Origin of the sequence: Bradyrhizobium sp. (assembly GCF_004799405.1) — a bacterium.
Taxonomy (GTDB): domain Bacteria; phylum Pseudomonadota; class Alphaproteobacteria; order Rhizobiales; family Xanthobacteraceae; genus Bradyrhizobium.
In genome coordinates this window covers 46,753-69,473 of the sequence record NZ_SSMW01000041.1, presented here as the reverse complement: position 1 = coordinate 69,473, position 22,721 = coordinate 46,753, and the positions used below count along the sequence as shown (strand labels likewise).

24 protein-coding genes are annotated in these 22,721 nt (G+C 64.6%); 18 read left to right on the top strand and 6 right to left on the bottom strand.

The window, feature by feature from the left end; genetic code table 11:
• From flgH to flgF, 4 genes are all read right to left on the bottom strand, one after another.
• The coding region (flgH, locus tag E7813_RS07455; protein WP_291572373.1) for a flagellar basal body L-ring protein FlgH at nt 1–639 on the bottom strand (639 nt) is incomplete at its 3' end.
• 5 nt (nt 640–644) lie between these two features.
• Nucleotides 645–1,748: a flagellar basal body P-ring formation chaperone FlgA gene (gene flgA / locus E7813_RS07450; RefSeq protein WP_291572371.1), complete on the bottom strand. Its 1,104-nt coding sequence runs from the start codon at nt 1,746–1,748 to the stop codon at nt 645–647.
• A 9-nt stretch (nt 1,749–1,757) separates the two neighbouring features.
• Nucleotides 1,758–2,549, bottom strand: coding sequence for a flagellar basal-body rod protein FlgG (flgG, locus tag E7813_RS07445; protein WP_291572370.1), 792 nt, complete (start codon nt 2,547–2,549; stop codon nt 1,758–1,760).
• Between the two features lie 21 nt (nt 2,550–2,570).
• Nucleotides 2,571–3,332, bottom strand: coding sequence for a flagellar basal-body rod protein FlgF (gene flgF, locus E7813_RS07440; RefSeq protein ID WP_291572369.1), 762 nt, complete (start codon nt 3,330–3,332; stop codon nt 2,571–2,573).
• A gap of 368 nt (nt 3,333–3,700) precedes the next feature.
• On the opposite strand from flgF, the gene fliL reads away from it, so the two are divergent.
• The 8 genes from fliL to E7813_RS07400 all read left to right on the top strand — a co-directional run bounded on the left by fliL (nt 3,701) and on the right by E7813_RS07400 (nt 11,696).
• On the top strand, nt 3,701–4,189 hold the full coding sequence (fliL, locus tag E7813_RS07435) for a flagellar basal body-associated protein FliL (protein ID WP_291572367.1): 489 nt from the start codon (nt 3,701–3,703) through the stop codon (nt 4,187–4,189).
• A gap of 18 nt (nt 4,190–4,207) precedes the next feature.
• On the top strand, nt 4,208–5,404 hold the full coding sequence (gene fliM, locus E7813_RS07430) for a flagellar motor switch protein FliM (protein WP_291572366.1): 1,197 nt from the start codon (nt 4,208–4,210) through the stop codon (nt 5,402–5,404).
• Complete coding sequence (locus tag E7813_RS07425; RefSeq protein ID WP_291572364.1) at nt 5,401–5,838, top strand: DUF6468 domain-containing protein; 438 nt, start codon at nt 5,401–5,403, stop codon at nt 5,836–5,838. The genes fliM and E7813_RS07425 overlap by 4 nt, the downstream gene beginning before the upstream one ends.
• On the top strand, nt 5,835–6,608 hold the full coding sequence (locus E7813_RS07420) for a flagellar protein FlbB (RefSeq protein ID WP_291572362.1): 774 nt from the start codon (nt 5,835–5,837) through the stop codon (nt 6,606–6,608). The genes E7813_RS07425 and E7813_RS07420 overlap by 4 nt, the downstream gene beginning before the upstream one ends.
• Nucleotides 6,609–6,714: 106 nt before the next feature.
• Entirely contained in the window at nt 6,715–10,305 is a 3,591-nt protein-coding gene (locus E7813_RS07415; protein WP_291572361.1) for a tetratricopeptide repeat protein, read from the top strand.
• Nucleotides 10,306–10,393: 88 nt separating this feature from the next.
• Nucleotides 10,394–10,630: a hypothetical protein gene (locus tag E7813_RS07410; RefSeq protein WP_291572359.1), complete on the top strand. Its 237-nt coding sequence runs from the start codon at nt 10,394–10,396 to the stop codon at nt 10,628–10,630.
• 47 nt (nt 10,631–10,677) lie between these two features.
• Nucleotides 10,678–11,094 carry a hypothetical protein gene (locus E7813_RS07405; RefSeq protein ID WP_291572357.1) on the top strand — a complete coding sequence of 139 codons (417 nt, stop codon included), beginning with the start codon at nt 10,678–10,680 and terminating at the stop codon, nt 11,092–11,094.
• Nucleotides 11,091–11,696, top strand: coding sequence for an OmpA family protein (locus E7813_RS07400; protein WP_291572355.1), 606 nt, complete (start codon nt 11,091–11,093; stop codon nt 11,694–11,696). Before E7813_RS07405 ends, E7813_RS07400 begins: the two co-directional genes overlap by 4 nt.
• Nucleotides 11,697–11,714: 18 nt before the next feature.
• Here E7813_RS07400 and fliP read toward each other — a convergent pair whose 3' ends face one another.
• Complete coding sequence (gene fliP, locus E7813_RS07395; RefSeq protein ID WP_291572353.1) at nt 11,715–12,467, bottom strand: flagellar type III secretion system pore protein FliP; 753 nt, start codon at nt 12,465–12,467, stop codon at nt 11,715–11,717.
• On the bottom strand, nt 12,464–13,366 hold the full coding sequence (locus E7813_RS07390; RefSeq protein ID WP_291572351.1) for a flagellar biosynthetic protein FliO: 903 nt from the start codon (nt 13,364–13,366) through the stop codon (nt 12,464–12,466). Before E7813_RS07390 ends, fliP begins: the two co-directional genes overlap by 4 nt.
• A gap of 382 nt (nt 13,367–13,748) precedes the next feature.
• On the opposite strand from E7813_RS07390, the gene flgB reads away from it, so the two are divergent.
• The 10 genes from flgB (at nt 13,749) to E7813_RS07340 (ending at nt 22,625) form a co-directional block, all read left to right on the top strand.
• Entirely contained in the window at nt 13,749–14,159 is a 411-nt protein-coding gene (gene flgB / locus E7813_RS07385; protein ID WP_291572349.1) for a flagellar basal body rod protein FlgB, read from the top strand.
• A gap of 29 nt (nt 14,160–14,188) precedes the next feature.
• Complete coding sequence (gene flgC, locus E7813_RS07380) at nt 14,189–14,620, top strand: flagellar basal body rod protein FlgC (RefSeq protein WP_291572347.1); 432 nt, start codon at nt 14,189–14,191, stop codon at nt 14,618–14,620.
• 17 nt (nt 14,621–14,637) lie between these two features.
• Nucleotides 14,638–14,958 (top strand): flagellar hook-basal body complex protein FliE, encoded by a 321-nt coding sequence (gene fliE / locus E7813_RS07375; protein WP_291572345.1) that lies wholly within the window; start codon nt 14,638–14,640, stop codon nt 14,956–14,958.
• 122 nt (nt 14,959–15,080) lie between these two features.
• Nucleotides 15,081–15,344: a flagellar biosynthesis protein FliQ gene (gene fliQ, locus E7813_RS07370; RefSeq protein WP_291572343.1), complete on the top strand. Its 264-nt coding sequence runs from the start codon at nt 15,081–15,083 to the stop codon at nt 15,342–15,344.
• Between the two features lie 17 nt (nt 15,345–15,361).
• Entirely contained in the window at nt 15,362–16,135 is a 774-nt protein-coding gene (fliR, locus tag E7813_RS07365; protein ID WP_291572341.1) for a flagellar biosynthetic protein FliR, read from the top strand.
• 13 nt (nt 16,136–16,148) lie between these two features.
• Complete coding sequence (gene flhB, locus E7813_RS07360; RefSeq protein ID WP_291572339.1) at nt 16,149–17,225, top strand: flagellar biosynthesis protein FlhB; 1,077 nt, start codon at nt 16,149–16,151, stop codon at nt 17,223–17,225.
• Between the two features lie 155 nt (nt 17,226–17,380).
• A complete protein-coding gene (cckA, locus tag E7813_RS07355; RefSeq protein WP_291572337.1) occupies nt 17,381–19,909 on the top strand; it encodes a cell cycle histidine kinase CckA in 2,529 nt (842 codons plus the stop codon).
• Nucleotides 19,910–20,060: 151 nt separating this feature from the next.
• Entirely contained in the window at nt 20,061–20,993 is a 933-nt protein-coding gene (locus E7813_RS07350; RefSeq protein ID WP_291572334.1) for a TIM44-like domain-containing protein, read from the top strand.
• 190 nt (nt 20,994–21,183) lie between these two features.
• Nucleotides 21,184–21,843 carry a lectin gene (locus E7813_RS07345; RefSeq protein ID WP_291572381.1) on the top strand — a complete coding sequence of 220 codons (660 nt, stop codon included), beginning with the start codon at nt 21,184–21,186 and terminating at the stop codon, nt 21,841–21,843.
• 74 nt (nt 21,844–21,917) lie between these two features.
• Entirely contained in the window at nt 21,918–22,625 is a 708-nt protein-coding gene (locus E7813_RS07340; RefSeq protein WP_291572332.1) for a glutathione S-transferase, read from the top strand.
• Nucleotides 22,626–22,721: the final 96 nt, after the last annotated feature.

The following is a 22,721-nucleotide window of genomic DNA, read 5'->3' as shown; positions in this document are numbered from 1 at the left end:
GGTGTTGTCGCTCTGGATGTCCTCCGGCCGCACGATGCCGGCGACGATCAGCTCGCGCATTTCGAAATTGACGCGCACCTCCTGCTTGCCTTCGACCACTAGATTGCCGTTCGGCAGCGTCTGCGTGACCACGGCGGCGATATTGGTCTGCAGGCTTTCCTGCCGCTGGATCGTTCCCTTGCCGTCGCTGGCCGAGGTGCCGTCCGCGGTCAACAGCCGCCCGGGCAGAACTTTGGCGGCGTTTCCGGTCAACAGGGCGCTGCCGAGGAAGGCGGTGATGCCTGAATCTTCCGTCGCGGTGCGGCTGCGCTGGGTCTCGTTGGCGAAATTGGCCTGGTCGGTGATGTTGACGGTGACGGTCAGGAGATCGCCGATCTGGTGCGCGCGCTGGTCCTTGAAGAACGAGCGCGAGCCGTTTCGCCACAGCGAATTGGCGTTGTAGGACACCGCTTCCGGTTTCGGCATCGGCATCTGCACCGGCTTGTAGCCGGGCGCCGCCGTCGGATCGTCCATGCTGGTCAGCTTCGGCTTCTCGCCGATCTGGGACAGCCGGTCGAACGAGGAACAGCCGCCGGCGATGCTGACGATGGTCAGCAGGCTGCCGGCAAGGGCGATGCGGTTGATACTGGAAGTCAACATGAAGGTTACTCGGCTTTTGGAGCGACTGATGGGTTAGTGCTGGTGGCGACCGACACCGGTGCGGCGGGCTCGGCCGCACCAAGCGTGGTGGATGGTTCGGGGCTCGCGAGCAGGCGAGGCGCTGCCACTGAAATCGCGACCTGCTCGCGGCCGATGACGACGCCGGACACCGTGCGCTTGGATTGCAGGTTGAGCACGTTGACCACGTCGCCTTCCGCGCCGTTCTCGATCGCCTTGCCGCGGATGGTGAGGTAAAGGCCGGCGGATTCGTAGATCAGGGTGACGTTCTGGTCGCGCTGCACGAGGTCGGGCCTGGCGAGATCGGCAACCCTGATCGTCTGGCCGGCCCGAACCTGCTTCCGCATCTGCATGCCGACGGCGCGATCGCGCGCCGCGACATCGGTGCCCACAGCAGCCTTCGGCCGGCGCTCGGTCACGAGATCGGAGGCTTTGAGGACTTCGTTGCGTTCGACATCGCGCGTCAGCACCGCGGCCTCGACGGTCTCGATCGCGGTGCCGGTGAAACGCAGCCTGGTCGGCGCGGCGTTGTCGTCGTTGCCCACCTCGAAACTGACATCGAAGCGGCCGTTGCGCGGCTCATAGCGCACCGAGACCGGCTGCATCGCGCCGGTGTTGGAGGCTTCGAGCTGCAGATCCTGCACCTCGCGATCGAAGGTCAGGCTCAGGTTGGCGGCATCGCCAAGGCCGCTGCGGTGTTCCAGCGCGCGCGCGACCTGAAGCTGGATCTCCGTCGCCTCCAGCGAGCGCGACAACCGGGTCACGGTCACGGCTTTGATGTCCCTGGTGTCGACGCCGATCACCTGGTGCGCCTGCAAGGCGGCCAGCAGTTGGCCGACCGGCAATGTGCCGGTGGTGCCGAGGTCCGGCGCGCGATAGATCGCGATCTGCGCCGAGCTGCCGGCATTGTCGATGACATCGCCGATCCGTACCACGTTGCTGGTGACGGTGACGCTGGCGCGCAGCACCTGCACCGGGGCAAGTTCGTCGCGGACCTGCGCAGAAGTTTGGTTCTGGGTCTGGGCCACTGCGGAGCCGCCGCTGAAGGCGAACAGGGCGGTTGCGAGGAGAAGCGAACGGATGGTCATCATCGGCTCCCGTCAGCGGAACAGCGCGGAGGTGGATTGCATCATCTGGTCGGCGGCGCTGACTACCTTGGCGTTCATCTCGTAGGCGCGCTGTGCCGCGATCAGGTCGGACATTTCCGACACCACGTCGACGTTGGCCTGTTCGAGGCTGCCTTGCGTGATCGCGCCGTAGCCTTCGGCGTTGGCGAGGCCGTCCTGCGGCGCGCCGGATGACGGCGTGTCGGTGAACAGGTTGCTGCCGACCGGCTGCAGCCCGGCCTTGTTGATGAATCGCGTCAGACCGATCTGGCCGATGATCGTGGAGGTCGCCGTCGATCCCGGCAGCGTCACCGAGACCTGGCCCTGGGCGTTGACGGTCAGGCCCGATGCATTCTGCGGGACGGTGATGGTCGGCTGCACCGGATTGCCCTGCGCGGTGACGATGCGCCCCGTCGCGTCCATCTGGAAGGTGCCGTCGCGGGTATATTGATAGGTGCCGTCCGGCATCAGGATCTTGAAAAACCCTTCGCCGCCGATGGCCAGATCAAGATCGTTGCCGGTCTGCGACAGCGTGCCTTGCGTCATCGAGCGCGGCGTGCCGACGGTCTTGACGCCGCCGCCGATATCGATGCCGACCGGCAGGATGGTGCCCTGGTCCGACGACTGCGCGCCGACCCGGCGGATGTGCTCGTAGATCAGATCCTGGAATTCCGCGGTCTGCTTCTTGTAGCCGGTGGTGCGCAGGTTGGCGATGTTGTTGGAGATCACCTGAACGTTGAGTTCCTGGGCCGCCATTCCGGTCGCCGCGGTATGAAGAGCTTGCATCGGTCGTCTCCTGAAATGGTCTTAGGCCGGAACGTCGGCGAGGGCCGCGATGGCGGTTTTGTGCAGATCGCTCTGCTGCTGCAGCAAGGTCGAGATCTGCGTGTAGGTGCGCGTCACCTCGATCATGCGGCTCATCTCGGCCACCCCGTTGACATTGGATTTCTCGATGAAGCCCTGGCGCAGTTGCGAAGCGATATCGGGCTGCGGGGGCCCTTCGCCGGAGGAATAGAGGTTCGAGCCCTCCTTCAGCAGTTTCTGCGCATCGGCAAAACTGACCAGCCGCAGCTTGCCGCGGATCGAGTCGGTCCTGCTGGTGCCCTCCTGCACGGTGATGGTGCCGTCGGGAGAGACGTTGATGTCATGGTCGGTCGGCTGGAACACGATCGGTCCGCTGGCGCCGAGTACCGGGTTGCCTGCGGCGGTCACCAATTGCCCGGTATTGTTGAGCTGCAAGCCGCCGTCGCGGGTGTAGCGTTCGCCGCCGGCGGTCTGCACCACCAGGAAGCCGCCGCCGTCGATCGCCAGATCGAGCGGGTTCTTGGTTTCCTCGAGGCCGCCTTGCGAAAAATCGCGGAAGGTGGCGCGGTCCTGCACGTAACTGACGCTGCGGTCGCTGCCGATGAAATTGTCTTCGTGCGCGCCGGATTTGAGGAATTCCTCAAACAGCGAGCTGTCGGCCTTGTAGCCTGACGTGTTGACGTTCGCGATGTTGTTGGCGACGACATCGAGTTGCCGTTCCAGCGTCACTTGCCGCGAAAGTCCGATGAGAAGCGCATTCTCCATCGGTGGTTCTCCCCTGAATGATCCGCCATCTGCCCTCCCAGGCCGGTTGCGGATGCTGCGAACCGAAAGGCTCTCCCAAGCCTGCCGTCCGCAGAGCGGCAGAGCGAAAGCCGTGCCAATCCGGGAAGTAGTGATTTTTGAAGGGGTTAGATGTTCAGGCGGGGCCGTACAGGGGCGGCAGAAAGGTCTTGTTGACCATGTTTGCCCGGCAACTTTTTCCTAGTTGAAGGGTAAAAGAAAGGTTCCATTAACCATTGCACCCTTAGCGTCTGGCGCAAGAGAGCGCGTATGCGCTGGCGGCATTTGTATCGCGTTATGGGCCTGCCCGGCGGCAATCGCGTTCGTTCCCAAACCGGATCGGGCGGGCGATGGCAGACAAGGAAGAGGCAGACGGCACGGAAGCGCCGGTTGCCGCGGCTCCCAAAAGCAAACTCAAGCTGATCATCATGGCGGCGGCGGTGCTCGCCATCGTCGGCGGCGGCGCGACCTGGTTCTTCTTCTTTCGGCATCACGGCGAGGAGATGCACGCCGAGGCGCCGGCGCCGAAACCGCCTGTTTTCGTCGAGGTGCCGGACCTGCTCGTCAACCTGGTCGGCTCGCCCGGCGAGCGCGTGCAATATCTCAAGGTCAAGCTCGTGCTCGAGGTCAAGGAAGACAAGCAGGTAGAGGCGATCAAGCCGACGATGCCGCGCATCACCGACATTTTCCAAACCTACCTCCGCGAATTGCGGCCGGCCGACCTCAACGGCTCAGCCGGGCTGTTTCGCCTCAAGGAAGAATTGACCCGGCGGGTCAACGCCGCGGTCTCGCCGACGCAGGTCAGCGCGGTGCTGTTCAAGGAAATCGTCGTCCAGTGACGAAACGGGTTTAGCATCATGGCCGATCAGGTCGATCAGGACGCCATCGCGGCACAGTGGGAAGCGTCGCTGGATTCGGAGGATCCGCAGGCCGCAGCGCAAGCGGCCGCGGCCAACGAACTGTCGGGCAACATGGCGCTGCAATGGGCCGCGATGGTCGAGGACGGCAGCCGCGACTTCGGCGGCGGCAAGAACGGCGGCGAGCGGGTGCTGTCGCAGGAGGAAATCGACAACCTGCTCGGGTTTTCCGTCGGCGACGTCAACCTCGACGATCACTCCGGCATTCGCGCCATCATCGATTCGGCGATGGTGTCCTACGAACGCCTGCCGATGCTCGAAATCGTTTTCGACCGGCTGGTGCGGCTGATGACGACGTCGTTGCGCAACTTCACCTCCGACAACGTCGAAGTGTCGCTCGACCGCATCACCTCGGTGCGGTTCGGCGACTACATGAATTCGATCCCGCTGCCGGCGGTGCTCAGCGTGTTCAAGGCCGAGGAATGGGAAAACTTCGGCCTCGCGACGGTGGATTCGAGCCTGATCTATTCGATGATCGACGTTCTGCTCGGCGGCCGCCGCGGCCAGACTTCGCTGCGCATCGAAGGCCGTCCCTATACCACCATCGAAACCAACCTCGTCAAGCGGCTGGTCGAAGTGGTGCTGGCCGACGCCGAGCAGGCCTTCCGGCCGCTGTCGCCGGTGACCTTCACCATCGACCGGTTAGAGACCAATCCGCGCTTCGCCGCCATCAGCCGGCCGGCCAACGCTGCCATCCTGGTGCGACTGCGCATCGACATGGAAGACCGCGGCGGCAATATCGAACTGCTGCTGCCCTATGCGACCATCGAGCCGATCCGCAGCGTGCTGCTGCAGATGTTCATGGGCGAGAAATTCGGCCGCGACCCGATCTGGGAAGGCCACTTTGCCACCGAGGTGGCGCAGGCGCAGATCTCGGTCGATGCCGTGCTCTATGAGGCCGATATCCCGCTCAAGCAGTTGATGAAGCTGAAGGTCGGCGACACCCTGCCGCTCGAGATCAACGCCGACGCGCTGGTCGCGGTGCGCTGCGGCAACGTCACCCTGACCGAGGGGCGGATGGGTCGCGTCGGCGACCGCGTCGCCATTCGCGTCACCAAGCAACTGCGCAAGCCGAATACCACCTTCGCGATGTTCGAGAAGGCCGATGAACAAACCAAGCTGATGGAGGCCCAATGAGTCACTCATTCGGAATAGCGATCGAAAGTCTGGTGGCGGTGCTGCTGGTGCTCACCATCGGCTACTGCATGCTGCTGAACAGCCGGCTGCAGCGCCTGAAGGCGGACGAGCACTCGCTCAAGGCGACGATCGCCGAACTGATCACGGCGACCGAAATCGCCGAACGCGCCATCGGCGGCCTCAAGCACGCCGTTCGCGACGTCAACGAGAACCTCGGCGATCAGCTTACGTCGGCAAGCCAGATGTCGCTGCAGTTGAAGAAGCAGCTGCTGGAAGGCGACAACGTGTTGCGGCGGCTGTCGAAGATCGCAATCGCGGCGCGGCCTTCGGCCGAGGCGCAGCAGACCGCGCCCAAGGTATCGGCGGCCAGCGCCATTGCGGCCGCAGCCCAGGCGTTCTCCGACCGTAGAAGGCCCGATGGCCTCGCCGCATGAAGTCCTTCCGTGACATTCGCGTCCTGCCGGTCGTCCTGATCGCGATCTTCGGCCTCGCGGTGCTGAAGGTCGCGGGCCTCGTGATCGACGGCGGATATGTGTTCGACTATCAGCCGCAGAAGACCCGGCGGTCATGGGCGCAGGAAGCCTTCAATTTTCCGGGCGGAGGCAAAGCCGACCCGGCGGACGTCACGGGCTCGGTTCACGAGACGCCCAAGGAGGAGGCCGCCAAACCGGTGGTCGCCGCGCCCGAAGTGGCAAAGCCCGACGGCGTCGTGGTGTATCCCGAGCAGGGCCCGAGCGTGTCTCCGTCCGAGCGCGCGATCCTCGAGCGGCTGCAGGCGCGGCGGCAGGAACTGGAAGCGCGCGCGCGCGAAATCGACATTCGCGAGAACCTGCTCAAGGCCGCCGAAAAGCGGGTCGAGGCCCGGGTCGAGGAAATGAAGGCGATCGAAGCCCGGGTCACCGCCGCGACCACCCAGAAAAACGATGCCGAAGCCGCCCGCTTCAAGGGCATCATCACCATGTATGAGGGCATGAAGCCGAAGGACGCCGCCAAGGTGTTCGACCGGCTCGAGATGCCGGTGCTGTTCGAGATCGCTTCGCAGATCGCGCCGCGCAAGATGTCCGATATTTTGGGCCTGATGTCGCCCGAGGTCGCCGAGAAGCTCACCACCGAAATGGCGCGCCGCGCCGGGACCGACAAATCCGCGTCCACCGACGACCTGCCCAAGATCGAAGGCAAGATGCTGCCGCAAAAGCCCAATTGAGCTCCGGATAATTAACAGGTCCTTAAATCGGCAATTCTAGATTCAAATGCGCGGGGGCTGAGGGCGTCCCGCCGCCCGGATCTTTGAACTGAAAGACCCCTTGGGAATGATGGCCGCCGCTGGATTCTGCTCGCTAGTCCGTGCCTGCGCGCGGACGGTCCGGCGCTGCCGCGGCGGATTGTGGTTGCCTGCGGCCGGCCTCGTTCTGATCGGCTCGCTGTCGCAAGGCCTCTGCCAGGTCGATCCGGTCAAGGGCGAGGCGACGTTTTCGGCGGCCAACGGTTACGCCCGGCTGGTGCTCAAGCTCGCCGAGGATGTCGACTCCGAAGTGACCGCGGCCGGCTCCATCATCGTGATCCGGTTCAAGCGCCCGGTTGATATTCCGGTCGAGAAACTTTCCGACGCCGTGCCCGACTATGTCGCTTCGGCACGGCGCGATCCGGACGGCACCGCGATCCGGCTGTCATTGGCGCGCCGGGTCAAGATCAACACCATGGTGGCCGGCGAACGGATATTCGTCGATCTGTTGCCCGACTCCTGGAGCGGCATGGCGCCGGGCCTGCCGGCCGAGGTGATCCGTGAACTATCCGAGCGCGCGCGCCTGGCCGAGCGCGCCTTGCGGCTGCAGCGCGCCGCGGAGGAAGCCAAGAAGCGCCCGCCGATCCGGGTGCGGGCATCGGTGCAGCCCACTTTCGTTCGGTTCGTGTTTGAAATGCCTGACGGCGTCGGGGTCTCGTCGGTGTTGAACGACCAGAAACTCACGCTGTCGTTCAATAGCTTGCTCAATTTCGACCTGGCGGATGCCAAGCTCGCTGCGCCATCCAACATTGCATCGATCAACCAGAAGAACGAAGGCGAATCGTCCGCGGTGGAAATGGCGCTGATCGGCGATGTCGACGTGCACTCGTTCCGCGAAGATAAGAACTACATCGTCGATGTCGCCTTCCAGCAATCGGAAAAGCCACTGCCGTCGCCCGCAGCGGACGCCTCGCCGGCTCCGGCGCTCGAGCGGCCCGCAACTGACCCCGCACCGTCGCGGCCGTTGGCCGAGATCGCGCCGCTGACGTCGGAGACGTTTGCCAAGGAAGCCAACATCCAAATCAAGCCGGGGTCAGCACCCCAAACGCCGCTCGCACCGGAAGCGTCGATCCCGCCGCCTGCGCCCAAGCAAACGCCGGCGCCGGTGACGGAGCTTTCGTCAAAAACGACTTTGGCCGGGTCCGGACCGCCGCCTAAAGCCGGACCCGCCGCCGTCCCCGGCACGGTTGCCGCCAGGCGAAGCGACGACGGCCTGAGCCTGACGTTTTCCTTTGCCGCCGCTACGCCGGCGGCGTTGTTTCGCCGCGCCGACGCCGTGTGGCTGGTGTTCGATTCGACCAGACCGCTCGATCTCGACCCGATCCGCCGCGCCGGCGGATCCATCATCGGCGATGTCAGCCTGTTGCCGCTGTACAGGGGCCAGGCCGTCCGTATCCGCCTCAACCGGCCCCAGATGCCCGCGCTGGCGGGCGACGATCAGACCGGTGCGAGCTGGACGCTCAGCTTTGCCGATACGATGCAGACCCCGACGCAGCCATTGGTGGCGACCCGAAACATCAGCGATCCCCTGCTTGCGAACGTCACCGTTCCGCTGGCCCGGCCCGGCCTGCTGCATCGGCTGGTCGATCCCGATGCCGGCGATACGCTTCTGGTGGTGACGGCGCCGCTGCCGGTTCGCGGCTTCATCAAGCGGCAGGATTTTGTCGAGATGTCGCTGCTGGAATCGGTCCACGGCGTGGCGGTTCATCCGAATTCCGACGATGTCACCGCCGAGATCGCATCCGACAAGGTCATCCTCGGCAGGCCCGGCGGCCTGACGCTGTCATCGGCCGAGGTTGGAGCCGAACGCGCGCCGATCGCCGCCCGGCCGATTTTCGACGTCGCCGAGTGGCGCAAAAACCAGGAGGAAGGCTTTGCCGCCCGGGGGGACGCGCTGGCGGCGGCGACAAGCATGGCCGAGTCCGATCAGCGCACGCCGGCGCGGATCGACCTGGCGCGGTTCTATATGTCGCGCGGGATGTATCCGGAAGCCAAGGCCATCCTCGATCTGGCGCTTGCGGACGCCCGGCCGGGCACGGAGGATCCCGTCGCCCTGATCGTGCATTCGGTCGCGAGCACCTTGATGGGCCGGCCCGAGCAGGGGCTGAAAGACCTCGCCAACCCGGCGATCGGAACCAATTACGACTCGCAGCTATGGAAGGCGCTGGCCTGCGCGCGCCAGCGCAAATGGGTGGAGGCGCTGGAGAAATTCAAGAACGTCGAGTTCGCCATTACCTCGCTGCCGATCGATCTGCAGCGCATCGTGATAGCGGAGGCGATGCGTGCCTCGCTCGAGGTCAAGGACTATTCCGGCGCGGCCAAGCGGGGCAGCGACCTCGAAGTCGTCGGCGTGTCACCCGAGATGATGCCTGCGATCTCGGTGTTGCGCGGCCGGCTCGCCGAAGCGCTCGGGCACGACAAGGACGCGCTGGACCAGTACAGGATCGCGGCGGACTCTCCGGACCGGGCGGCCGCCGCCGAAGCCAGCCTGCTCGAGATCGTGCTGCGGCAGAAACGCGACGAGATCAGCCAGGCCGACGCCTTGCGCGGACTAGAGACGCTTGCGGTGACGTGGCGCGGCGACGGGCTCGAGGTGCGGGCGCTGCAAATGATGTCGCGCATCTATGCCGATACCGGCCGCTATGGCGAATCGCTCGCCGCGGCGCGGACCGCGACCAGGCTGCAGCCCAACGCGGAAGCGTCCCGGCAGGCGCAGGACGACGCGGCGGCGTTGTTCGCGCAACTCTTTCTCGGTCCGAAAGGCGACGACCTGCCGCCGGTCGATGCGCTCGGGTTGTTTTACGAATACCGCGAATTGACGCCGATCGGCCGGCGCGGCGACGAAATGATCCGCCGCCTGGCTGACCGGCTGGTCGCGGTCGATCTGCTCGATCAGGCTAGCGAACTGCTGCAGTATCAGGTCGATCACCGGCTGGAAGGTGCTGCGCGCGCGCAAGTAGCTGCGCGCCTGGCGATGGTCTACCTGACCAACCGCAAGCCCGATCGCGCCATCGGAGCCCTTCGCACCACGCGCATCGCCGATCTGTCGGGCGAATTGCGCCAGCAACGATTGTTGCTGGAAGCCCGCGCGCAATGCGACATCGGCCGCCACGATCTCGCGCTCGACATCATCTCGAACATCACCGGCCGCGAAGCGGTGCGGCTGCGCTCCGACGTCTATTGGGCGTCGCGGCGCTGGCGTGAATCCTCCGAACAGATCGAATTGTACTACGCCGATCGCTGGCGCGATTTCAAACCGCTCAATTTGGTGGAGAAAGGCGACGTGATCCGCGCGGTGGTCGGCTACGCGCTGGCCGAGGACGCCATCGGCCTGGCGCGGTTCCGCGAAAAGTACGCGCCGTTGATGAGCGGGGAGGCCGATCGCGCCGCGTTTGAAACCGCAAGCCGGCCGACCGCCAGCAACAGCGCCGAATTCGCCGAGATCGCCAGGATGGCGGCCAGTGTCGACACGCTGGAAGGATTCTTGCGGGAAATGAAGACGCGATTCCCCGACGCGACCGCGAGGACGACACTGCCGCCGGAAATCAAGGCCGACCCGGTTCCGACCGGCTCATTGCCCGAGATCGTCGGGCTGAAGCGGGTTAACGCTGCAAGGTAGCCGGTTCTACATCCTTGATCCCTCTCGACAGAGCCGGATTGACGCGGCAACCTGACCGGCAACCGACCATCCGGAGGAAGCCGTCACCATGAGCAAACCTGCCAAGACCGAGGCCGAACTCATTGCGATGGCCAGAGCGCAGCTGAAAGTCCATGTCCCCGAGGCGCCGGACGGTATCGTCATTTCCGTCCTGCGTGGCGGAGACTCCTGGGAATTCCGCACCGCGGCAGACGAGGCGACGGTCGCCAAACCCGGCTATCCTGAAGCGGTCGCGATGATCGTTCAGATCGGCGACCATCTCGGCAAGCAGTTTGATGTGAGCTGAAACCACGCGGCAATACTATCGACGACTTCATCGTATGAGATGAAACCATGATCGCAGTGAGACCGCTTCTGCTGGTTGTTTTGCTCGCCGCGCCGTCGCTGGTGTCGGCAGAGACGATGAGTTTCGAAGACGCAACCGCAATACTCGGCAAGAGCTGCGGCGCGGATATCGATGCCAATTGCCGTGGCGTCAATCTCGACGCGAACCGCCTCAAGGACTGCCTTTATCGCAATCAGGACAGCATGTCGGCCCAATGCAAGACCGACTATATCGGGGCCTTCGATGCGATCCAGAAGCGTGCCGCCGCGCACGCTGCCGTCCCCAAGATGTGCGAACGCGAGGTTTCCAAATTGTGCACGGGCCTTCCAAAGGGCGACGGCAAGGTCATCGGATGCCTGGTGACGGCGACGCGTGGCGTCAGCGCCAGATGCAACCAGGCCATCAACGATGCGGGGTATCGATGATGCGGCCGGGCAGGAGCCTGCGCGACATCGGCCTGCTGGCGGTCGCCCTGATCGAACTCGCCGCGCCCGCGGCTCCGGCGCGCGCGCAGCCGGCTGCCGCCAACGAGAACCTGGTCAATCAGCTCGCGGCGCTGGAGGCGGCGCCTGATCTGGACGTCGCCGCGCTGCGCCAGCAGGCGCTCGATCGGGTCAAGTCGAAAGCGGATGCGACGCCGCTCAGGCGGCCGCCCGTCGCCGCGCAGCTTCGAAAGCTGCCGCAATTTGCCGTCGACGTTCAGTTCGATCCGGACACTTCGATCGTCAGGCCGCAATCCTATGGGACGCTCGGGCGTATCGCCGACGTGCTCAGCCATCCGACCTTGCTGCCATACAGCTTCCTGATCGTAGGTCATACCGATGCGACCGGCAGACGCGATATCAATCTGGCCTTGAGCCAAAAAAGGGCGGACTCGGTCCGCGACGTGCTGGTGACCACGTTCAAGATTTCACCAAAACGTCTCAAGGCGATCGGTCTGGGCGAAGAGCAGTTGCTGGACGCCATCCATCCGACGGCGGCAATCAACCAGCAGATCCAGGTCGTGAGCCTTGGGCCGGCGCCCTAGCGGCAGGCTTGGCGGGCCTCAACCGCCGTAGCTCTGCACCAGGCTGCCCGCCACCAGCGACCAGCCGTCGACCAGCACGAAGAAGATCAGCTTGAACGGCAACGATACCACCACCGGCGGCAGCATCATCATGCCCATCGACATCAGCACCGAAGCCACCACGAGGTCGATGATGAGAAACGGCAGGAACAACAGGAAGCCGATTTCGAAGGCGCGTTTCAGCTCCGAGATCATGAACGCCGGCACCAGGATCCGCAGCGACATTTCTTCCGGTGTCGCCGGCGGCGGCTCGCCCGACAGATCCATGAACAGCTTCAGGTCCTTTTCGCGCACGTTCTTCTGCATGAAGCCGCGCAGCGGCACCGAAGCCCGCTGCAGCGCCTCCTCGACGCCGATCTGGTTGGCGACCAGGGGCTTGATGCCGTCATCGTAGGATTTCTGCAGCACCGGGCCCATCACGAACGCGGTCAGAAACATCGCCAGTGCAATGATGACGGAGTTCGGCGGCGCGGTCGCGGTGCCCAGGGCGGTGCGCAGCAGCGACAGCACCACGACGATCCTTGTGAACGACGTCATCATGATCAGGATCGAGGGCGCGATCGACAGCACCGTCAACAGCGCGATCAACTGGATCGCGCGCTCGGTGACGCCGCCATTGCCCTGGCCGAGATTGATGCTGATGTCTTGCGCCAACGCCGGACCTGCCAGCGATCCGGCGGCTATCAGAATGGCAAGGAATAAAACTCTACGCGGGACTTTCGCCGATCTCACGAAGGGGTCTTTGGACGGCCCAGCAGCGACGCCATCTCGTCTTCGAGATTCTCAAAGCTGCCCTTCGGCGAAGCGATCGGCGGCGCCATCGGCGGCTCGTTGCGCGGTGCAGCGCGGCCCGGCGGCGGTTCGGGCGCCACCGGCGGCGCGCCGACGTCGCCGGTCGGCCGGCGAAGGGCTGCCTCCAGCCGTTGCGCCATCTCGGCGAGATTCTGGTCCGCGCTCGACAGCGCCGGGGCCGGTGGCGCAGCGGGCCGTTCCGGCGCACGGATCGAAGGCGCTTTTGGCGCCTCGCTCGGCCGGGACGGGGGCCGCGGCATCGCCTGTTCGTTGCGCGATGTCACGCGCGACGGCATCGGCTCCGGGCGCAGTTCGGGGCGGGGCTCCGGACGACCGCCAAGCGGCTCCGGCGTGAAACCTCCCAGGGGATCGCTGCGCCGCTCCGGCGCCGGGCGTCGCACTTCATCGACGAAAGAAGGCCGTACCGGCCGCGAGGGCGGCGGCTCCGGCATCGCCGGTTCGACGTGATCGAACATGTCGGAGCGCGACCCGTCGCCGTCGGTCCAACTGCCGGAATCGGGCAGCGCTGCGGTTCGGGGCGGCTCGACCGGGCGTGGCGGCGCCTGATCCCGTCCGGGCATGGCGCGAACGATATTCTGCTCCACGACGATATCGGTCGGACCGCCGATCATCAGCAGATGTTCGATGTTGTCGCGCCGCACCAGCACCAGCCGCCTGCGGCCATCCACGGCGGCGGCGTCGATCACCGCCAGCCTCGGCATCCGGCCGCGATTGGTATTGGCGAGGCGGTTGCCGGCGAACCGCCTGACCAGCCAGGCGGCCAGCGCGATCAGCGCCAGAACGGCGATGAATACGACGATGAACCAAATTGTGCTCATACTTCAGTCCCCGGAAAATAGCGCTTTTCTTCAAGTCCTGGATCGGTGAGCGCTGGCAGAAAACGATACACCGAACGTCGAACGGAGCGTGAGTCCGATCCTGTTTCTTAATTACCCGCGGCAACAATTGCCGCCCCACGCCACCTTAATAACCCACGAATCGGCTGGGCCAAAACGACTTCTCGTCCCTCAATTTCAACGGCTTGGTTGGTTAACGCAGCATTCGTGGCAAAAATGCGCTCGATCGATCTTCGCTCGGGCGAATTCACCTCAGGATGCCGCCTCTCCACCACCCTCATCTTAACCCGCTGTTAACCATACACACGGCAAATTCTGCCTACCTCCGCAGTGGCATGGCGCGCGGGGCGAGGGGGCGGTTCCGATGTCCATCAACGACCTTCCGGGCCTGGCGGCGCTTCGCACCAGGATGCAGTGGCACCAGGAGCGCCAGCGCGTGCTGGCCGAAAACGTCGCCAATTCCGATACGCCCAATTTCAAGCCGCGCGACCTGGTCGAACCGAAATTCGATCCGACCGGCGCCAGTGCCGTCGGATCGATGGGATCGCTGGCGATGATGCACACCAGCACCGGCCATATCGCCGCGCTGGACGGCGGCGGACAGACCTTCGATCAGGACCGCAAGGTCGGCTTCGAGACCCGGCCCGCCGGCAACGCCGTCAGTCTCGAAGACGAGATGCTCAAGGTTTCCGCCAACCAGATGGACTACGCGGCGGTCACCTCGCTCTACACAAGGAGCCTGCATCTTCTGAAGACCGCGATCGGCAAGGCCTGAGGCCGGATCAGCGCCGGGGAAGGGACAACATGGCAGACCGTCAAGTCATTGCAGATTTCGCCCGATCGATGGGCATCGCGACCTCGGGCCTGCGCGCGCAGGCGGGGCGGATGCGCGTGATCTCGGAAAATATCGCCAATGCGGATTCCACCGCGTCGACCGCCGGCGGCGAGCCCTATCGCCGCAAGGTGCCGACCTTTTCCTCCGAACTCGACCGCACGCTGGATGCGCAGGTCGTGACCATGGGCAAGATCAAGCCCGATGCATCGGCGTTTCGCGTCAAGCACGAGCCCGGCAATCCGGCGGCGGACCCATCCGGCAACGTCAAATATCCCAACGTCAATCCGCTGGTCGAAATGACCGACATGCGCGAGGCGCAGCGATCCTACGAGGCCAACCTCAACATCATCAGCGCCACGCGCCGCATGGTCCAGCGCACGCTCGACATCCTCAAGTCCTGAACGGGAAACCTTAAATCATGGCTTCACCCACAGTCGCTGCCAACGCCTATGCCAATCTCGCCCGGATCCTGGACACCGGCGGCGGCAAACCCTCCGAGGCCGGCATCGGCCCCGGAGCGGGGCCTTCGTTCGGCGATCTGGTCAAGGAGGCGATCGGAAACGTCATGGACGGGGGGCGAAAATCCGACGCCCAGACTGTCGCGTTGGCGTCAGGCAAGGCCAACGTCATGGATGTGGTGACCGCGGTGGCGGAGACCGACGTCAAGGTGTCGACGCTGGTATCGGTGCGCGACAAGGTGATCCAGGCCTACGAAGACATCATGAAGATGCCGATCTGATCCTCATCCTGAGGAGCGGCCTCTTGGCCGCGTCTCGAAGGATGAGGGGTTTTGGCCTGATGGTTCGAGACGCGCGCAAGTGCGCGCTCCTCACCATGAGGGAGAAAAAGGAATATCGAAATATGACCGGTGCTGAAACCCTCGACGTGGCGCGCGATGCGATCTGGACCATCGTGGTGGTGTCCTCGCCGCTGATGATCGTCGGCCTCGTCGTCGGTGTCGTGGTGTCGCTGTTCCAGGCGCTGACGCAAATCCAGGAACAGACGCTGATATTCGTGCCGAAGATCCTGGCGATTTTCGTCACGCTGCTGCTCGCGCTGCCGTTCATGGCGGACGCGTTGAGCGCTCACATGATGCGGATATCGTCGCGAATCATAGGCGGTTGATGCACTATGCGTGAATCATGCGCATCGATATTTCACTGCTGCCGGCGCTCGCCGCCACCTTCATGCTGGTGTTCGCCCGCATCGGCGCCATGGTGATGCTGTTGCCGGGGCTGGGTGAATCCAATATTCCGGTCCGCATCAAGCTCGCGATCGCGCTGCTGCTGACGCTGATCATCCTGCCGCTGCACCGTGCCGCCTATCACGTCGACCTGCAGGCGTCGATGACGCCGCTGCTGGTGCTGATGGTCCACGAGATCGTGATCGGCATCGTGCTCGGCGCCACCGCGCGAGTAACGCTGGCGGCGCTGCAGGTCGCGGGCTCGGTGATCGCCCAGCAGATGGGTCTCGGCTTCGTCACCGCCGTCGATCCGACCCAGGGCCAGCAGGGCCTTCTGATCGGCAATTTCCTCTCCTTGCTCGGGATAACGCTGCTGTTTGCGACCGACACCCACCATCTGGTCATCGCGGCACTGAGCGACAGCTACAACATCTTTTCGCCGGGCGAGACGCTGTCGGGCGGCGACATCGCCGCCCTTGCCACCCGCGCCTTTGCCGCAGCGTTCCGGATCGGCCTGCAACTGGCGGCGCCGTTTGTGGTGTTCGGCCTCGTCTTCAACATCGGGCTTGGCGTGCTGGCGCGGCTGATGCCGCAGATGCAGGTCTATTTCGTCGGCGTGCCGCTGGCGATTCTCGCCGGCTTCCTGATTCTTGCCTTCGTGATCGCGGCGATGATGGGCACGTTCCTCGACTATTTCACCAGCGTCATGCACGACCTGATACCGCTGAACTGAAAGTCCGCACACGATGGCCGACGAGAACGACACAGCGGATAAAACAGAAGACCCTACCCAGAAACGTCTCGATGACGCCCAGGATCGCGGCGACGTCGCGAAAAGCCAGGAGGTCAATACCTGGTTCATGATCGCCGGCGCGACGCTGGTGCTCTCGACATTTTCGGGATCGATCGGCGGAATTCAGTTGCCGCTGCGCAACCTGATCGCCAACTCATGGATGTTCCGCGTCGACGGCCCGGCCCTGATGGCGCTGGCCAGGAACCTCGAATATGCGCTGATCGCCGCACTGGGCGTGCCGCTATTGATGCTGGCGCTGGCGGCGATCGCCGGCAACATGGTGCAGCACCGGCTGGTGTGGTCGGGCGAATCGCTCAAGCCGAAACTCAGCAAGATCTCGCCGGCGGCCGGCGCCAAGCGGATTTTCGGCAAGCAGGCGGCGGCGAACTTCGCCAAGGGCGTTTTCAAGCTGATCGCGCTGGGTGCGGTGATGACGGCGATCCTGTGGCCGGAACGCCATCGTCTGGATTCGATGATGCATTTCGACCCGGCGGAGCTTCTGGGCGTCACCACCGGCCTGACGCTGCAATTGATGGGCGCCGTGGTGGTGATGCTCGCGGCGGTCGCGATCGCGGATTATTTCTTCCAGTACCGGCAATGGTACGAGCGGCAGAAGATGTCGCTGCAGGAAATGAAGGAAGAATTCAAGCAGTCCGAAGGCGATCCGCACGTCAAGGGCCGGATCCGGCAGTTGCGCCAGGCGCGCATGAAGAAGCGCATGATGGCCGCGGTTCCCAAGGCTTCCGTGATCATCACCAACCCGACCCACTACGCGGTGGCGCTGTCCTACGAGCGCGGCATGCCGGCGCCGGTCTGCGTCGCCAAGGGCACCGACCTGATCGCGCTCAAGATCAGGGAGGTCGCCGGCGTACACGATATCCCGATCGTCGAGAACGTGCCGCTGGCGCGGGCGTTGTACGCGACCGTGGAGATCGACGACGAGATCCCGGTGGAACACTATCATGCGGTCGCCGAAATCATCGGCTACGTCATGGGTATCAGGCGCGGGCTTTCCGGCCGGCGGCTGTGAGGCCTGGAACGGGCTTTTAAGGAAATCTGCCGGAAATCAATGCAACCCACCGAATAGCGGCGTGATGGACTTGCGCTTGCGGGTCCGATTCAGGCACTCAGGAGCAGGCGCACGCTAGGTGCGTCGCATGGATCCCGACAGGCTGCGTCCCCGGTATGACCGCCGAAACTGACACCGACCCGCCACGAGACCCGATCGCCGCCCACGAGCCGGCGCGCCGGGGCGGCAGCATCGTCCTGGTGCTGCTGGTGGCCGGCGGGCTGGTCGCGGTGGCGGTGGCGCTGACGACCATCGGGCGCGCGCAGGCGCAGCCCTATATCGTCGGGCTGCTGGCGCTGCTGGCGACCGTCGGCCTGTTCAGCCTGTTCGCCTATGCCGCGGGAATTATCCGTTTCGTCGATCGCACCGCCGACGACCCGGTGATGGGCCGCATTGCCGATCACGCCTATGACGGGTTGGCGGTCACCGACCCCCGCGGTCACGTGGTCTATTCCAACGCGGCCTATCTTGCGCTCACGGGGGCGGCGACCGCGCAGGACGCGCGCCCGGTGGAGCGGGTCTTCATCGGCAACCCCGATGTGTCGGAGGCGGTGTTCCGGCTGCTCAAGGCGGCGCGCGAAGGCAAGCGGCAGCAGGAGGAGGTCCGCATCGCGGGCCACGACGGCGCCCATGGCCGCTGGCTGCGGTTGCGGGTCCGGCCGCTCGGCCAGGGCAAGCGCCAGGCGAAGTACGCGGTATGGTCGATCGCCGACATCACCCGCGATCGCGAACGGCAGGAGGATGTGTTTCAGGAGTTGCAGCATGCGATCGAATATCTCGATCATGCGCCGTGCGGCTTCTTCTCGGTCAATAATTCAGGCGACCTCGTCTATGTCAACGCGACGCTGGCGAACTGGCTGGATCATGATCTTGCGGAGATCGGTTCGGGCGGCCTGAAGCTGACCGACATCGTGTCCGGCGACGGCGCGTCGCTCTTGACCTCGATCGTGCCGGTGCCCGGTGAAGTCAAAACCGAGGTGTTCGACCTCGATCTGCGCATGCGCGGCGGCAAGACCATGCCGGCGCGCCTCTATCACAAGCTGGCGTTCGGAGCCGACGGCGTGCCCGGCGCGTCGCGCACGCTGGTGATCAGCCGCGCGCGCGACGAGCGCCTCGATCCGCAGCGCGCCGAATCCCGTTTCACGCGCTTCTTCGACCACACCCCGATGGCGATTGCGACGGTGGACCGCGCAGGCGCGGTGGTGCGCTCCAATGCGCGGTTCGCCAAGCTGGCGCAGAGCGTCAGCCCCGATGGCGCCGCCAACAAGTCGTTCTTTGCGGTCGTCAGCCCGCGCGATCGCCACCTCCTGATCGCGTCCATCAACCAGGCGGCGGAGCGGCACGGCGATATCCCGCCGGTCGAGTTGATGCTCGACGGTCCCGGCGAGCGCTGGGGGCAGTTCTTCGTCACCGCGGTCGAGGAAGACGAACGCGAGACGGAAGCCGCCATCGTCTACATGCTGGAGACGACCGAGCGGCGGACGCTGGAGAACCAGATCAACCAGTCGCAGAAGATGGACATGGTCGGGCTGCTCGCCGGCGGCATCGCCCATGATTTCAACAATGTGCTTTCCGCCATCATGATGGCGAACGATTTTTTGCTCAACGCGCACAAGCCGACCGATCCGTCGTTCCAGGACATCATGCAGATCAAGCAGAACGCGACCCGCGCGGCGACGCTGGTGCGGCAGCTTCTGGCGTTCTCGCGCAAGCAGACCCTGCGGCCGCAGGTGCTCGATCTCGGCGACGCGCTGTCCGAACTGACGATGCTGTTGCGCCGCCTGATCGGCGAGAAAGTGAAGTTCGACCAGGTGCACGGCCGCGATCTCTGGCAGGTGAAGGCCGACGTCTCGCAGTTCGAGCAGGTGATCGTCAATCTCGCCGTCAACGCCCGCGACGCGATGCCGGACGGCGGCAAGCTCACCATCAGGACTTCCAACGTTCCGGCGCAGGATGCCGCAAAGCTGTCCTACAAGGGCATGCCGCCGGCGGATTACGTCCAGATCGAGGTCTCGGACACCGGCACCGGAATTCCGCCGGAGATCATCGACAAGATCTTCGAACCCTTCTTCTCGACCAAGGAAGTCGGCAAGGGCACCGGGCTTGGACTGTCGACGGTTTACGGCATCGTCAAGCAGACCGGCGGCTTCATCTATGTGGACTCCGAGGCCGGCAAGGGCACTTCGTTCCACATCTTTCTGCCCCGGCATCATCCTACCGAGAACGACGTGGTCAAGGCGCTGCCCGAGGCGAAGCCGAGGGCCGATCTCACCGGGCAGGGCACCATCCTTCTGGTGGAAGACGAGGAAGGATTGCGCTCGCTCAACGCGCGCGGCTTGCGCTCGCGCGGCTATACCGTAATCGAGGCCTCGAACGGCATCGAGGCGATGGAGGCGCTGGAGCAGAAAAACGGCGCCGTCGATCTCGTGGTTTCCGACGTGGTGATGCCGGAGATGGACGGGCCGGCCCTGCTGCGGGCGATGCGCGCGCGCAATCCCGATCTCAAGATCATCTTCGTCTCCGGCTATGCCGAGGATGCGTTCGCCAAAAGCCTCAAGGAAACCGAGAAGTTCGATTTCCTGCCAAAACCCTTCGCGCTCAGTGCGCTGGTCGCGAAGGTCAAGGAAACCATGACGTCGCCCTAGATCAAGGACGGGTGCGGCGCGAAGCGATGCACCGGCAAATACCCGCCCGCGACGGTGCGCCGCAGCTACCCTCCATGATAATGGCTTCACTTTCAGGCGGCGCTGCCCATGTTAGGGGCGCTTCCCCGTGCCGGGGACGAGGAACCTGAACATGTCATTCACCCGAACCGCCCGCGGTATTTTTCAGGCTATCGCCATCGTTTTATCGCTGGCATTGCCGGTGATGCTGGCCGCCTCGCCGGCCGATGCGCGGGTTGGCGGCGGCATCAGTTCGGGCTCGCGGGGGGCGCGAACGTTCTCCGCGCCGCCGAGCACCTCCACCGCGCCGTCCGCAGCGCAGCCGCTTAACCGGACCATGACCCAGCCCGGCAATGCCGGGACAACGGTCGGCGGCGGGTTCTTCAACCGGCCGGGCGGCATGTTGCGCGGTCTCGCCGCGGGGTTCCTCGGCGCCGGCCTGTTCGGCATGCTGTTCGGCGGCGGAATGTTCAGCGGGATCGGCGGCTTGTCCTCGATCTTCGGGCTGATCCTGCAGATCGGCTTGATCGTCATCGTGGTCCGGATGGCGATGTCGTGGTGGCAGCGCCGTCACGAGCCGGCCTATGCGGGCGCGGCGGCAGGTCCCGGTGCGCCATCAAGCTTCAGCACCGGAACCGGTTTCGGGCTGGGATCGGGCAGCGCGCCGCTCGAGATCGTTCCAGCCGACTATGAAGCCTTCGAACGCCTGCTCGGCGAGATTCAGGCCGCGTGGTCGAACGAGGATGTCGCCAAACTGCATACCCTGGCCACGCCTGAAATGGTGTCGTATTTTGTCCGCGATCTCGAACAGAACAAGGCCGAGAACGTCGTCAACAGGGTTTCCGACGTCAAGCTGCTGCAAGGCGACCTTGCGGAAGCCTGGCGCGAGGGCGACGCCGACTATGCCAGCGTGGCGATGCGTTACTCGCTGATCGACAAGACCCTCGACCGCGGCACCGGCCGCGTGGTTGCGGGCGGCGATCAGCCCGACGATGTGACGGAAGTGTGGACCTTCCTGCGGCCGCGCGGCGCCGGCTGGGAGCTTTCGGCGATCCAGCAGACCTAAGGTTCCGCGACCCGAGACAATAAAAAGGCGCTGCGGTTCGGTCCGCGGCGCCTTTTCATTGGCGCAAGCGTTTGCCGGGGCCGGAATAATGTTCGCCGGGACGTGTTGATGTCGGATAGTGCCGGCGCTCGTCATGCGCCGCTCGATCGAAAACAAGTCGGAGGATGCGATGCCCGGTTTCATCTCGCGTATGTGTTTCGGCCTGATTGCCACCATCTCTGTCGTCGTGATCGCGGCGCAGCCGGCGCAGGCGCAGTCGGCCGATACCAGCTTCTTCGTCACCAGCAAGGGAATCGGCAATGGCGGCAATCTCGGCGGTCTTGCGGGGGCCGACAATCAGTGCCAGACGCTGGCGCAGGCGGCCGGTGCCGGCGCCAAAACCTGGCACGCCTATCTCTCCACTCAGGCCGCCGACGGACAGCCGGCGATCAACGCGCGCGACCGCATCGGCAAGGGGCCGTGGCAGAATTCAAAAGGCGTCGTGATCGCCAAGGATGTCACCGAACTGCACAGCGCCAACAACATCAACAAGGCCACCGCGCTGGACGAAAAGGGCGATCCGGTGAATGGCTATGGCGACACGCCGAACACGCACGATATCCTCACCGGCTCGCAGCCTGACGGCACCGCGTTTGCCGGAACCGAGGATCGCACCTGCAAGAACTGGACGAGCAGCACGCAGGGTGCCGCAATGCTCGGTCATTCCGACCTGAACGGACCCGCCAGCAATCCGACGGTCAAGTCCTGGAATGCCGCGCACACGTCGCGGGGTCCGGACGGCGGCTGCAGTCAGAAGGACCTCATCAGCACCGGCGGCGCCGGCCGGTTGTATTGCTTCGCGGTAAACTAGGGCGCGCAGACGGCGTGTCTGATAGTATGGCTTCGTCGCGGCGGCGCTCTGCCGCTGCTTGACGAGGGCCACCGATGCGATACGAACTCTATTACTGGCCGGGCATTCAGGGCCGCGGCGAATATGTCCGCCTCGCGCTTGAGGATTCCAGCGTCGATTATGCCGATGTCGCGCGCGGCGCGCGCGACATGGCGGCGATGATGAAAATCGTGGAGGCGCGCAGCGGCACGCCGCCCTTCGCGCCGCCGTTTCTCAAAGCCGGCAAGCTCGTGATCGGGCAGACCGCCAACATCCTGCTCTATCTCGGTTCCCGCCATGGGCTGGCCCCAAAGGCGGAAGCCGGAAGGCTGTGGGTGCACCAGTTGCAGCTCACCATCGCCGATCTGGTGCTGGAAATTCACGACACCCATCATCCGCTCGGCCCGTCGCTGTACTACGAGGAGCAGCGCGCGCCTGCAAAAAAACGCAGCGATGAATTCTGGAAAGAACGGGTGCCGAAATATCTCGGCTATTTCGAGCGGCTGCTGGAGGGCAGTGGCGGCGCCTATGTCACCGGCCGCAAGGCGACCTATGTGGACCTGTCGCTATTCCAGATCGTGGACGGCCTGCGCTACGCCTTTCCCAGGCACATGAAGGCGTTCGAGCGCGAGATCCCCGGCCTGGTCGATCTGCACAACCGCGTTGCGGCAAGGCCCAATATCAAGACGTATCTCTCAAGCGACCGCCGCATCGCCTTCAACGAAGACGGCATCTTCCGCCATTACAAGGAGCTGGATCGGTAGCGGCAACGCGCGAAACCGCCACGGTGGTCATACCCGCGAAGGCGGATTTCCAGCAATCGCCGCCGGTCAAGAGTCGCGACGGCGGTGGAAAACTGG